This window comes from Acinetobacter sp. ANC 3813, from assembly GCF_002135435.1.
In the GTDB taxonomy this organism is placed as follows: domain Bacteria; phylum Pseudomonadota; class Gammaproteobacteria; order Pseudomonadales; family Moraxellaceae; genus Acinetobacter.
In genome coordinates this window covers 293,874-305,694 of the sequence record NZ_NEGK01000001.1, presented here as the reverse complement: position 1 = coordinate 305,694, position 11,821 = coordinate 293,874, and the positions used below count along the sequence as shown (strand labels likewise).

13 protein-coding genes are annotated in these 11,821 nt (G+C 42.9%); 4 read left to right on the top strand and 9 right to left on the bottom strand.

Annotation, left to right across the window (positions count from 1 at the left end; all coding sequences use genetic code 11):
• Positions 1-88 precede the first annotated feature (88 nt).
• Positions 89-475 (bottom strand): hypothetical protein, encoded by a 387-nt coding sequence (locus B9T34_RS01520; protein WP_086211394.1) that lies wholly within the window; start codon positions 473-475, stop codon positions 89-91.
• Positions 476-1,020: 545 nt separating this feature from the next.
• Between B9T34_RS01520 and B9T34_RS01515 the strand changes: the two genes are divergently transcribed.
• Both B9T34_RS01515 and B9T34_RS01510 read left to right on the top strand, forming a co-directional pair.
• Positions 1,021-1,824 (top strand): DUF6502 family protein, encoded by an 804-nt coding sequence (locus tag B9T34_RS01515; protein WP_086211393.1) that lies wholly within the window; start codon positions 1,021-1,023, stop codon positions 1,822-1,824.
• On the top strand, positions 1,811-2,509 hold the full coding sequence (locus B9T34_RS01510; protein WP_086211392.1) for a hypothetical protein: 699 nt from the start codon (positions 1,811-1,813) through the stop codon (positions 2,507-2,509). Before B9T34_RS01515 ends, B9T34_RS01510 begins: the two co-directional genes overlap by 14 nt.
• Positions 2,510-2,576: 67 nt before the next feature.
• On the opposite strand, the gene B9T34_RS01505 is transcribed toward B9T34_RS01510, so the two are convergent.
• The 6 genes from B9T34_RS01505 to rpoD form a co-directional block, all read right to left on the bottom strand.
• Positions 2,577-3,974 (bottom strand): APC family permease, encoded by a 1,398-nt coding sequence (locus tag B9T34_RS01505; RefSeq protein ID WP_086211391.1) that lies wholly within the window; start codon positions 3,972-3,974, stop codon positions 2,577-2,579.
• Positions 3,975-4,255: 281 nt separating this feature from the next.
• Positions 4,256-5,440 (bottom strand): iron-containing alcohol dehydrogenase, encoded by a 1,185-nt coding sequence (locus B9T34_RS01500; RefSeq protein WP_086211390.1) that lies wholly within the window; start codon positions 5,438-5,440, stop codon positions 4,256-4,258.
• A 3-nt stretch (positions 5,441-5,443) separates the two neighbouring features.
• Positions 5,444-5,977, bottom strand: a complete 534-nt coding sequence (locus tag B9T34_RS01495) for a hypothetical protein (RefSeq protein WP_086211389.1) — start codon at positions 5,975-5,977, stop codon at positions 5,444-5,446.
• 75 nt (positions 5,978-6,052) lie between these two features.
• The gene (gene lipB, locus B9T34_RS01490; protein WP_086211388.1) at positions 6,053-6,712 is read right to left on the bottom strand and encodes a lipoyl(octanoyl) transferase LipB; all 660 of its coding nucleotides are present in this window, start codon (positions 6,710-6,712) and stop codon (positions 6,053-6,055) included.
• Between the two features lie 131 nt (positions 6,713-6,843).
• Positions 6,844-7,131 carry a YbeD family protein gene (locus B9T34_RS01485; RefSeq protein WP_086211641.1) on the bottom strand — a complete coding sequence of 96 codons (288 nt, stop codon included), beginning with the start codon at positions 7,129-7,131 and terminating at the stop codon, positions 6,844-6,846.
• A 127-nt stretch (positions 7,132-7,258) separates the two neighbouring features.
• Entirely contained in the window at positions 7,259-9,148 is a 1,890-nt protein-coding gene (rpoD, locus tag B9T34_RS01480) for an RNA polymerase sigma factor RpoD (RefSeq protein WP_086211387.1), read from the bottom strand.
• Between the two features lie 419 nt (positions 9,149-9,567).
• Between rpoD and B9T34_RS01475 the strand changes: the two genes are divergently transcribed.
• Positions 9,568-9,774, top strand: coding sequence for a PA3496 family putative envelope integrity protein (locus B9T34_RS01475; RefSeq protein WP_086211386.1), 207 nt, complete (start codon positions 9,568-9,570; stop codon positions 9,772-9,774).
• 67 nt (positions 9,775-9,841) lie between these two features.
• Complete coding sequence (locus B9T34_RS01470; RefSeq protein WP_086211385.1) at positions 9,842-10,366, top strand: YecA family protein; 525 nt, start codon at positions 9,842-9,844, stop codon at positions 10,364-10,366.
• Between the two features lie 76 nt (positions 10,367-10,442).
• Here B9T34_RS01470 and B9T34_RS01465 read toward each other — a convergent pair whose 3' ends face one another.
• Positions 10,443-10,862, bottom strand: a complete 420-nt coding sequence (locus B9T34_RS01465; RefSeq protein ID WP_139841239.1) for an ABZJ_00895 family protein — start codon at positions 10,860-10,862, stop codon at positions 10,443-10,445.
• Between the two features lie 160 nt (positions 10,863-11,022).
• Entirely contained in the window at positions 11,023-11,643 is a 621-nt protein-coding gene (locus B9T34_RS01460) for a DedA family protein (protein ID WP_086211383.1), read from the bottom strand.
• Positions 11,644-11,821 lie beyond the last annotated feature (178 nt).

Below are 11,821 nucleotides of genomic sequence, written 5' to 3'. Positions count from 1 at the left end.
GCGCTTAAATGGATGAGGCCTAAATGTGCGGAGCGTGTTTCAAGCAGTATCTAGGCCATTCAATTTAATAATTTTTTTGTTCAGAGCTTTATTGCACCAGATGGGCTTCTACCCAGCCATTACCGTGTTCTGTTGTTACTTCAATAAAGCCGTTATTGGATGCATTCCCTGAAAAGATTAAATCGGTATTTTTAGTTAGCTTTGTCAGCACAGAGCTCGACTTATTTGCAGATTGATAGAGGGCAAGATTATTGATTTTCGGATAAAGGCTTTGTCCAGACTTAAAGTTGCTGCTGTTAGCATTTCCGCCGCTTTTAAAGCCGCCTAATTCTTTCGTTACACCTGTAATTTCTTTGGTTGTATCGGTAATTTGGCTTAGAGTTCCGCGCAGATCACGCATAGAGTCTGCAAATCCTGCATGGGCTTGCGCACAGAATATCGTTGCGGCAGTTAAAGCTAAGGCTAGTTTTTTCATCGTTTTCACTCCTGTATGGGGCAAATAATTAAGTTGCGACATTTAGGTCTACAAAATTTAAATTATGGCTATTTATAAATGCGAAAATTTAGCATTTTTAGGATAGTTCAATTATACTTGCTCTGTAAAGTGGGAAAATTCACTGAATTTGTAAAGGCGAATCTTGTACAAGCATGGCAATAGAATTTCGCTGATAGGGTATAAAGCATTGGCAGCTGAATACGTTGCTTAATGCATGAGCTGAAATTGGAGTCTAATTGCCTTATTCAATTTAATTTTTTATTCTTAGCGGCACATTTTTGCTTATGCCATGATGAATGGATACTGCTCAGCTAATGGAGCGAGAGGCAGAAATTAAATCATCAATTGCTAAATTTTTTTTGGGTGATGTAACAGGCTGTTTGAAGATGATTAATTTACGAAATTAATCAAAATAAACACTTTTATTTAGAATATCTACAAGGACGCATCATTTTGAAATTGTTAAACAGTTCAAATAATGCGAAAATTTCACTTATAAACCAGCAATCTAGTATTGGCACTCAATGAGCAAACTTCCCACCAACGATGCAGAATTCAATTTACAGCAAGTGCTTGTATTGATGAATTATTTAAGCCAGTGGCTTATCCGGTCAGGGGTGGGCTATACGGAGTTTACTGCGGCTTTAAAACCTATTTTCTATCAGCAAGCCATGGAAGAATTACAACGTATCGATCAGAAAACCACAATTTCTGCTCTTAGCCTGCTTTCCGGTTTACACCGCAAGGATGTTACTGCATATAAAGAGGTTGCTGCGGCAGGGATGGCTTTAACAGAAGCGACGGTATCTGAACCTGTAAGTGTGCCTTCACGGGTCATTGGCCTGTGGATTGCCGAGGGCTGGAAGGAGAGCCTGCCTTTTCATAGTGAAACTGAAAATAGTTTTGAGCATTTGGTTAAGCGTGTATCTACAGAGCGTCATCCGCGTTCGGTACTGAATGAACTGCTCCGTTTAGGTGTTGTTTTAGAAGAAAATGAACATATTTTGTTGCAGAAAGGTCAATTTATTCCTGACCCTTCTTTGCAAGAAGCACGTAAAATTTTAACCAATAATTTGCAGTCTCATATGGCAGCGGGCTTACATAATCTATTTCAGCCCGATCAGATCTCCTATTTAGAACAGGCTATTTGTGCTGATGAATTAACAGAAGAATCAATCAATATATTACATGATCAAAGTTTAAAATTGTGGCAGCAGTATTCACTGCAGCTTTTAAAGTTGGCATCGGAGCGCTGTGCTTTAGATGAGGGAAAAGCAGATGCCAATAAGTCTTTCAGATTTGGAGTTTATCAGCATGATAGTGAATAGGCCGCAGAAGCTATTTCCATTATCAATTTTATGCATTGCATTGACGGGGTGTGGTCTGGATTTTGGTGCAGGCGGCGCAAGTCTGGAAGGCACAGGCAATGGCCAGCCGCCAGCGCCAGGTCTTGGAAATGCTGGTGATGATAATGTAGGGCCGCCTTCGCATTGGGAGCAAAGCCCAATGCGGCTTACACTGGGTGCTGCAGCAATCGATGCCTGCAATATGCTGATCCGTGAAATACTGTTTATCGATCCTAAAACTCAAAACGTGCTATATGATCAGCAAGATGTTGCGGTAAATTTTGATCAAAGCGGAACAGTGCCGATAGAAGTGTATTTGAGTCTGGATAATGTTTATAACAAAGATATAAGTATTGAATATCCATCATGTGATGTGCCAATGATGCTTCAAAATAATCAGGGAGATACGCAGTATTTTCCAATTAGAGAATGCACTGTATCTAAAACTGAAATCATTGCGCCGCAGCAGACGAGATCATTTCATTTGAAATATAAGCTTGATCAGCCGATAGAGGGGCAGTGGTCGGTTCATCCTAAGCTTAAAATAACCGTGCCGGATATGCCGCAGGAAGAATGCCAGCCTTTAGTTTTGCCTATTGGTTTAAAATTGCAGCAGAGTAATGTGGATCAGATTCTTAATACAGGTTTGGTGAGAGAAGACCCTTAATCCATTCAATCAGTACACAATAAAAAAGGCGCATGAAGCGCCTTTTTTATTGTCCGTATTGCAGCGATTAATGATGAGTATCATCGAATTCGTTATGCTGCGGTGCAGGGTGCTTGAAGCCTTTGGTCTTATAGCCAAGGTACAAGATACCGAACATCGCCCACCATAATCCGAATTTCAGCGCTGTTTCTTCAATTTCCAGCCACATCGCAAAGATGCTGAGGAAACCAAGCATTGGAATAATGACAAAGCTCAGAATGTCTTTGAAGTTTTTGGTGCGTCCATCACGCAGTGCATAGCGTGAAATCACTGACAAGTTAACGAAAGTGAATGCTGTTAAAGCGCCAAAACTGATCATTGAAATCACAATGTCCAGATCCATGAAGCCTGCTGTTAGAGCCACTGCGCCAACAATTAAAATGTTGTATGACGGAGTAAAGCTTTTCGGGCTGATATGGCCAAAAATCTTCTTATTGATGACACCGTCACGGCCCATCACATACATTAAGCGTGAAACGCCGGCATGTGCAGAAATACCTGAAGCCATCACCGTCACAATTGCAAAATACAGCACAACTGTTTTGAATGCTGCGCCGCCTACTGCTTGAAGAATGTCTGGCTGAGTTGCAGCTACGTCTTCAAAGTAGGTTTTAGGGTCATTCGGGAAATAGATCTGCATGAAGTACGTGCTGATAATAAAAATGATACCTGCAATTAAAGCGGTTAAGAAAATGGCTTTAGGCAGGGTTTTTTCAGTATCTTTGGTTTCTTCTGCAAGTGAGCTGAGTGAGTCAAATCCTGTGAAAGAGAAGCACAGCAAGGTCGCACCCGTAATTAATGCGCCAAGTTGGGTCATTTCGTTCCAGAACGGCTCTAAACTCCAGAGCTGATATGGTGCGTTGATTAATGTGCCGTCGGCATTTATACCGCCTGCAAGCAAGCTGTAAACCATCCAGGTAAAGTAGGCAATAACGCCAAGCTGTACAAATACGATTAAGCCATTAAAGTTTGCTACGAATTTAGCGCCGCGCAAGTTCACTGCTGTCATGAATGCGGTCAAGCCGATTACCCAAACCCAGTGATTAACGTCTGGGAAAAGAGCTTCCAAATAGATTACCGCTAATATGATATTGACCATTGGCGATAATAAATAGTCCAGCCAAGATGACCAGCCCACCATGAAACCAACATTCGGGTGAATGGATTTTTGCGCATAGGTATATGCAGAACCCGAAGATGGATAGCGGCGGATCATATGTCCGTAACTGATGGAAGTAAACAGAATTGCAACTAAGGCAATGATGTAAGAGGTAGGCACATGATAATGACTTTCTTCCGACACGAGGCCGAAAGTATCAAATAGCGTCATTGGCTGAATATAAGCTAAACCAATAATAATGATGTGCCAGAGCCCTAGCGTTTTTTGCAGTTTAGCTGCCGATTGAGTCCCAGAGTTATTTGTCAACGGCGTTTCCTCTTAATCGTTGATCAAGGATCAGTCATATACAATAAGGACCGTTTGAGACGAACGATCCCCCCTATGTGTAATTCAAAAGCATTTGATTCAAAAGCGCGCCAATCTACTCTAAAACGACGCAATTTGTCAGTAACTTTGCATGATTTTTTTAGCAGAAATTGTGCCAATTATGCTGAATAATAATTAAATATCTGCTCAGCATGATAAAAGCCCGATGTTTAAAAAAACATCAGGCTTATTTGGGGCTATATTCGCTTATTTTTCAGCAATTACCAAGCTTTTTCTAGGATAGATTTGAGATCTTGCAAGGTCGCTTCTTTCGGGTTGTAAATAATCGATCCGTCATTCAGCGCTTTTTCTGCAATTTCTTCAAACTGCACTTCAGTGACTTTACCGGTTTCACGCAAAGTACGCGGCAATTTAGTCAGCGCATAAATGCGGTCACGCATGGTTTGAATCGTTGAAATCGCTTTATCTGCGCGCAGATGGGCAGGGGTCTGCGCGTAAATATCAGGTCCTGCTAAAGGCAGCAGCAAATCCGCTAGTTTATCGCTATTGGTTTCTTTGTTGTATTCCAATACATAAGGCAGGAACAAGTTCATGCATAAACCATGCGGCAGGTGTGCAACTGCGCCTAAAGAGTGTCCAAGTGAATGTACCAGCCCCACCATTGAGTTTGAGAAGGCAATCCCCGCCATGGTCGAAGCTTGCGCCAGTTCTAAACGGCCGTTGGCATCCGTCGGATTGTCCAAGACATTAAATAAGCTGGCGCTGATTTTTTTAATTGCCGCTGTTGCATAAGCATCAGAAATGGGGTTGGCTGCCAAACAGGTATAAGCTTCAACCGCATGCGTCATGGCATCCATTGCTGTCATTGCCGTTAAGTGTGGCGGCAGTGTCTGCGTCATGCGCGGATCTAAAATGGCAGCATGCGGCATCAAATAATAAGACGCAAACGGCATTTTTACATTTTTCTGATTATCAGAAACCACAGCAACCATTGTGACTTCAGAACCTGTACCTGACGTGGTTGGAATCACAAAAAATGGTTTGAGCGGCTTTGGCAGATTATGAGCGCCTGAATATTTCAGCAGATCGTCGCCGCCTTCAGACACCAAAATGTTGGTCGCTTTTGAGGTGTCAATGACTGAACCGCCGCCGACAGCAATGATGGCGTCGCAGTTGTTATCGCGGTACAGCTGCGCGGCCTTGCGCACAGTTTCAAGGCTTGAATCTGGCGGGACATCATCAAAAATACAGCCAATGACTGCATCAGTCGATTCAAAAGCCGCTTCGATGGGCGTCAATAGATTATTGCTGCGCACGCCTTTGTCAGTAATGATCATTGGGCGGGCTGCACCCAAAGTCGCAAGTTCAAACGGAATGTGTTCTAAAGCTGCATGGCCTGCAATCACTTTAACTGGACAGAAAAATTCGTAATAAGGCTTAGCCATGAGTTATGCGCTCCGTTTGAAATATGATTGAGCCACTTTGAGATAAATGCTGGCAGCTCCTGTAAGTTTTTCTTTTAGGCTGAGTTCGCTTGGGTATTCCTTGACTGCAAGCTCTGCCACCAATTTAGGCAAAATCAGCGCTTCCATTTTATTGAGGCAGCGGACGAGGCGGATTGCATAGGAAATGTCGCCATTCGCAATCATACGGTCATTGGCAAACGCCTGCGCCGTACTTTCTTGGAAAGAAAAAACTAAAAATGCGTGGCTAAGATGCTTAAAAGTAATAGTCAGATCTGGTTTGGTAGGCAAATTGGGCACCAATTCCAGCTGCTTATTGGCAGTTACACGTGCAATGAATGCCGGCCCATTTGGGAAAACATTCATCGACAAAGTGAATTGTTCTGGAAATTTAGAGACTTCCTGTTTGATTTCGTCATCTACTTGGCTCGCCATAACTAAGCCTCTGCCAATCACATCCATCATGAGTTTGACATAGGCTAGCTGCAGGGCGGGCTTGACGGATTTTGCTGCAATCACGCGTTCATCCCTTTTAGTGTTTTATTTTGTTTAGAGTAAATACTCTAATTTATTTTTGTGCTGAAAGCAAAAGCTTTATCGCTGTTCGATTCGAACATCTTTAAAGTAACCGCTGTTTTTTAATGTTTCAATGATATCGACGCATAAGTTTTCAAATTTTGGATAGTCTTGCACTAAATCCATAACGCGCACCATTTCCAGCCCTGCATAGCCGCAAGGATTGATGGTGTGAAAACCGAAGAGATCACAATCAATATTCAGCGCAAGTCCATGGTATGAGCGGCCTTTGCGGATTTTAAAGCCCAGTGAGCCAATTTTACGTTCATTGACATAGACGCCGGGCGCATCTGGTTTGGCATAGGCTTGAATGCCGTACTTATTCAGCAGTTCAATCATTAGATTTTCTGCATAAGTGACCAGTGTGCGTACATTCCAGCCAAGGCGGTTTAAATCAAACATGAAATAAGCCACCAATTGGCCTGGCCCATGCCATGTCACCTGACCGCCGCGGTCAGACTGAACGACAGGAATGCTGCTGGTCATTAAAATATGCTCTGGTTTGCCTGCTTGGCCTTGGGTCAGCACATCTGGATGCTGCAGAATCCATAACTCGTCTGGGGTGTTTTCATCACGCTGTTCGGTCAGCGCCTTCATCTCTAAAAAGCGTTCTTCATAAGGCGTGAGCGCTGTGTATTGACGAATGATGAGCTGCGGTTTAGACGCCTCGGTCTCCATGCTGAATGTCCTGACAAAATGGCTGGATAGAAAAGCTTATTATAGTGAAATTGATAGAAAAGAGGAGGAGAAGGATAAAGTGAGGGGTTGCAATACGCATAAAAAAACACGCTCGAAAGCGTGTTTTTTTATTAGAGAGCTGTTTTGATGTGCGGGCAAGCCGCAAGGTCAGCATAAACCAGATGAACCTGCTCCAGCTCTATAAAACGAAGCTGTGCGGTAATAGAGTGATATTTACCAGTACGTGAAGGTGTCACTGTCATGCTTTCGCCGTCAAAATCAGGGAAATGCTTGATAAAGATTTCGGCAACAGCTTGACGCAACTCTTCTCCAGCATTACCAATGAGTTTAATTGGATAGTCCATTGGGAAAACCCAAAGATGCTCTTGTAGTTCACGTGATGGCGTGCGGTCGATCATGTCAGTCATGGGACACCTCTTATATTAAAAATACCTGCCAGAGCAGGTATTTTGATTCATTTACTGCATACTCAATATTATGGGGGAGTACCCTGAATATTCAAGTCTGCATTATCTCAGGAATGGGTTAGTCATTCTCAAGGAATGAACGTAAATGTTCTGAGCGAGAAGGGTGGCGCAGCTTACGCAGCGCTTTGGCTTCAATCTGACGGATACGTTCACGTGTTACATCAAACTGTTTGCCCACTTCTTCCAAAGTATGATCCGTTGGCATATCAATACCAAAACGCATTTTCAAGACTTTGGCTTCACGTTCAGTCAAGTTTTCCAGCACTTCGCGAGTCGCTTCTTTCAGGCCTTCTGAAGTTGCAGCATCGACTGGAGAAGTGATGTTGCTGTCTTCAATGAAGTCACCCAAGTGCGAATCTTCATCATCACCAATCGGCGTTTCCATTGAAATCGGTTCTTTGGCAATTTTGAGGACTTTACGGACTTTTACTTCGTCCATTTCTAAGCGTTCACCTAATTCTTCAGGTGTCGGTTCACGGCCCATTTCTTGAAGCAATTGACGAGATACACGGTTGATCTTGTTAATGGTTTCAATCATATGCACTGGAATACGAATGGTACGCGCTTGGTCGGCAATCGAACGGGTAATCGCCTGACGAATCCACCATGTCGCATAAGTCGAGAACTTGTAGCCGCGGCGGTATTCAAATTTATCAACCGCTTTCATCAAGCCGATGTTGCCTTCTTGAATCAAGTCCAGGAATTGCAAGCCGCGGTTAGTGTATTTTTTCGCAATTGAAATTACCAAACGCAAGTTGGCTTCAACCATCTCTTTTTTAGCACGGCGGGCTTTTGCTTCACCCACAGCCATACGTTTAGAAATGTCTTTAATTTCTTTTACGTTCAGAACAAGTTCTTTTTCGATATCCGCAATTTTCTGCTGGAATGCAAGAATGTCTGGACGGACTTTTTCCAAGTAGCCTTTTTGATCTGCAGGCGCTTTGGCAATTTGTTCATCTAACCAAGCAAAGTTTGATTCTTGGCCCGGGAAAGATGTACGGAATTGAGTACGGTCCATACGGCCGCGGCGGATTGCATAACGCATTACTTCACGCTCAGATGTACGGATCTGGTCGTGTGTGCCGCGGATCAGTTCAGAAATAATATCGAATAAACGCGGAGTGAACTTGAACATCATGAATACAGATGCAAGCGCTTCTAGGGCTTCTTCGCCTTGCTTGCTGCTGCGGCCATGCTTTTCAATTACAACTTTAGTGTTTTTCCACGCATTTTCAAGTTCAGTGAAACGCGCTTTTGCAATTTCAGGATCTGGGCCAGAATCGCCTTCAGAATCGTCGTCACTTTCAGACTCTTCTTCCTCTTCATCATCATCCAATTTTACATCTTTGGCTGATTTGCTGGTCGAAGATTCTTCTTCATCAATTTCTTCGGATTCTTCTTCTAGAACTTCTGGAATTTCTTCATCTGATTCAGGGTCTAAATAGCCTGAAAGAAGGTCAGCAAGACGGCGTTCGCCTGCTTCATAATCTTTGTATTCTTGCAGTACAACTTCAACCGCATTAGGCCAGTAAGCAATTGAGTGAAGAACATCGCGGATGCCTTCTTCAATGCGTTTTGCAATACTGATTTCGCCTTCGCGTGTCAGAAGCTCAACAGTACCCATTTCACGCATATACATGCGGACGGGGTCAGTGGTGCGGCCAGGTTCGTTTTCTACAGATGCAAGTACCGCAGCAGCTTCTTCTTCTGCAACTTCATCGGCAGCTTCGTTGCCGCCTTCAAACATGGTATCGTCAGATTCAGGCGCGCGGTCATGTACAGGAATACCAACGTCATTCAGCATTTGAATGATGTCTTCAATCTGTTCGCTTTCTGTGATCGAGTCCGGGAGATGATCGTTAACCTCAGCGAAAGTTAGGTAACCTTGTTCTTTGCCTCGGCTAATCAGCGCCGCTACTTGTGAAGTAGGGGAATTCATATCGCTCATCTTTGCTCACTCATCGTTGAATTTGTGACAGTAAAAAACCGTGCATTTTAGCACAATTCGCTTAAATTTAGCTGTGAATAGCTTGCGTATTTCATCAGGGTAAACCAGCGCGGCGCTGCCTGATAAAATTTTAAAATATTAATTCAGTAAATGAGATGGGGGTGAATTTGTTGTTTTCAAGTTCAGCCCTACCGTATTTCTCTTTATGACTTTTACTCAATAACCAGTGCTTAACACAGATGGACTGTCATAAAACTGAAAGACGCAGGGTGGATTATATCATGCCATAAAATTTGCTCTGAAATATAGCCCTAAACGCAAATTAAATGTAAAAAAACAAATAAAACTTGACATGGTTCTAGAACCCATATAAATAGCGCCTAGGACCCTTCACATTTTTTCATTATGAGGTAGTTTAAGTGTCTTCTACAGATTTTGAACTAGATGATAGCTACAGTGATGATGACGTTAATTTCGATGAAGCCGGCAGCAAGATCAGTGCAAAGGAATCATTGGAAAAGCGCCGCTTGATCGATGATTTATTGGCACAGCGCCGTTTGGAGCGAGAACTAAAAGAATTTGATTACGATTTCGACGATGACGATTTGGATGATGATGACGAATAAAATCTGATTCTGCCTAAGCGTTGAAAATGCTATGCTACGCCTTTAAGTTTCCAAGTTTGGATGTGAAATGAGTGCTTTAAACTTAGACCTATTAAGTGAATATCTAGACGGTGATGACAATGAGCACGGTCTGGATTTTGCTGCGACTCACGGTTTTCTGTGTGCAATTGCCGTAGGCCCTGCATTTGCGAAATGGCTGGATGAGCTTTTTGATAATAATCAAAAGAAAGTGCCTGCCGAAATTATCGCTCAAGTTAAAGCATGGCTGGAATCGATTCGTCAAAACTTGGCGAACGAAGAAGGAATTGAGTTTCCTTTCGAAATTGAAGAAGCTGACGTTGAATCAAGCTTAGGCGACTGGAGTGTGGGCTTTGTTGATGCCATGTTCCTGAATGAAGACGCTTGGTTTGCAGAAGAATTTGAAGAGCAGCTGATTGATTTAACTTTGCCGATTATGGTGTTTAGCGGCATTGATGAAGAAGATCCGCAAATGGAAACTTTCCGCCGCAACGGCCAATTGATGGACGAACTGGCAGAAGAAATTCCAGAAAATTTGAATGAATTATATTTGATGTATCACACACCAAACTAATTGATTTAGATATTGAAAAGCGCCTTTAGGGGCGCTTTTTTATGTGCTGTAGTTTCGCGTGTTGGTGCGGACTGTATTATTTTTTAAGCATATTTTTTTGATTCCAGCGGGCAAACCAGCCAAATGACAAAGCCAAGATAAAATAGTGGATGAGCAGGGTAAAGAGAATGGCAATTGCCCAGATCCACAGTGGAACAGTACTCAGCATACTGAAGAAATCTGCAGTTTCGGCAAAAATTATTAAAGACACCATAGAAGCAAGTACGCTTACGGCTACAGAAGCGATGAGGCAGCCCCAAATCAGCTGTTTCTTTTCTGCTGCTTCTGGAGCGCGCTGCTGATCCTGCACAAATTTCATCGCTGCTGCAAAACCTGCGGCAACGAGGCAGGCAACGGATGTGCCGCCGGGCAGATCAAAGAAACTGATGATAATGCCGGTAATCAGCATAGCGGCGCCATAACAAAGCGCGAAGTAGAAGGTATATTTTTTTATCATGTCGCTTGGCTCCATTGTCATTATTAAAAGCGGCAAGGGCAGTGCTTAAATTTATTTAAATGTATCTATTTTTTCAGCAAGATGAAAGATGCTGCAAACAGTCCTTTGGCTTGAAGCGGGATTGTGTGGTCAGGTATGCAGTCAATTTACTCAGTATTATTCAGCCTTTTCTGTTGTTTTTACGCTGATAGCGGCGGTAAAGAATCCAAAGAATAATCACTACAACAATTGCCATAATGACATAGCCGACCTGACTGAAAATTTGGTGCATCATGGCTTGATTTTCACCGAAGTAAAAACCGACATAGGCCAAGAAAGTGGTCCAAATAATCGTGCCGAGTGAGCTGTAAAACATGAATTTCCAAAAGGGCATTCGGCTCATTCCTGCAGGAATGCTGATTAGAGAGCGTACCGCTGGAACCATACGGCCGACGAACACAATCCGATGTCCATAGTGTTCAAACCAAGCTAAGGATTTTTCAACATCTGCAGATTTAATAAACAAATATTTGCCGTAACGGTCTACAAATCGAAAAATTGCAGCATGGCTGAATTGGCGCCCAACCCAATACAGTACAGCTGCTGCAGCTAAAGAGCCTATACAGCCGGCAATAATGACCCCGATGAGAAGCAGCTGGCCTTGGGATGCCGTGTAGCCGGCAGAAGGCATGATAATTTCTGATGGAATAGGAGGGAAGACATTATCTAAAAACATCAGCAAGGCAATGCCCAGATAGCCCAGCTGTTCCATAACGGAAATAATCCATTCAGTTAAATTCATAGGTCATTATTCAAAAGCGCTGAAAATATCCTAAGTTTAATTGCAGCGGAGGTAAAGTACAGATGTGCAATGTTAAAGAAAGGGCTAAACAGAAGAGATGGCCTTTGATTAATCAAAATATCGCTTACAAATTAAAGCTTCAGCCAGATAAAAGAAAAGGCCCTCAATTTTGAGCGCC

Coding starts and splice junctions, on each gene's coding strand:
- B9T34_RS01520 (WP_086211394.1), bottom strand. CDS start 475: ATGAAAAAACTAGCCTTAGCTTTAACTGCCGCAACGATATTCTGTGCG.
- B9T34_RS01515 (WP_086211393.1), top strand. CDS start 1,021: ATGAGCAAACTTCCCACCAACGATGCAGAATTCAATTTACAGCAAGTG.
- B9T34_RS01510 (WP_086211392.1), top strand. CDS start 1,811: ATGATAGTGAATAGGCCGCAGAAGCTATTTCCATTATCAATTTTATGC.
- B9T34_RS01500 (WP_086211390.1), bottom strand. CDS start 5,440: ATGGCTAAGCCTTATTACGAATTTTTCTGTCCAGTTAAAGTGATTGCA.
- lipB (WP_086211388.1), bottom strand. CDS start 6,712: ATGGAGACCGAGGCGTCTAAACCGCAGCTCATCATTCGTCAATACACA.
- B9T34_RS01485 (WP_086211641.1), bottom strand. CDS start 7,131: ATGATCGACCGCACGCCATCACGTGAACTACAAGAGCATCTTTGGGTT.
- rpoD (WP_086211387.1), bottom strand. CDS start 9,148: ATGAGCGATATGAATTCCCCTACTTCACAAGTAGCGGCGCTGATTAGC.
- B9T34_RS01470 (WP_086211385.1), top strand. CDS start 9,842: ATGAGTGCTTTAAACTTAGACCTATTAAGTGAATATCTAGACGGTGAT.
- B9T34_RS01465 (WP_139841239.1), bottom strand. CDS start 10,862: ATGATAAAAAAATATACCTTCTACTTCGCGCTTTGTTATGGCGCCGCT.
- B9T34_RS01460 (WP_086211383.1), bottom strand. CDS start 11,643: ATGAATTTAACTGAATGGATTATTTCCGTTATGGAACAGCTGGGCTAT.